This window comes from Leifsonia sp. HAY1-4F (assembly GCF_056755275.1).
In genome coordinates this window covers 1-261 of the sequence record NZ_JBNDHX010000360.1, presented here as the reverse complement: position 1 = coordinate 261, position 261 = coordinate 1, and the positions used below count along the sequence as shown (strand labels likewise).

The following is a 261-nucleotide window of genomic DNA, read 5'->3' as shown; positions in this document are numbered from 1 at the left end:
CACTCTCTCCGTCGTCGGCAGCGTCAGATGTGTATAAGAGACAGGCCGACCATCGTCCGATCGACCAGAGCGAAGTAGTCGCCACTCGCCGGAGGTTGGACCACCGCGGATACTCGGACACGCACACGATGTCCCGGGGGAGAGCGTGATCTGTCTCTTATACACATCTCCGAGCCCACGAGACACTCGCTAATCTGGGGGGTGGTCTTCTTGTTTTGGAAGGGGGGGGGGGGGGGGGGGGGGGGGGGGGGGGGGGGGGGG

The 261-nt window shown here is 64.8% G+C and carries 1 pseudogene; it reads right to left on the bottom strand.

The features are described from left to right. Positions 1 to 23 precede the first annotated feature (23 nt). A pseudogene (locus tag ACPYOG_RS19830) lies at positions 24 to 261 on the bottom strand (hypothetical protein); the annotation flags it as partial.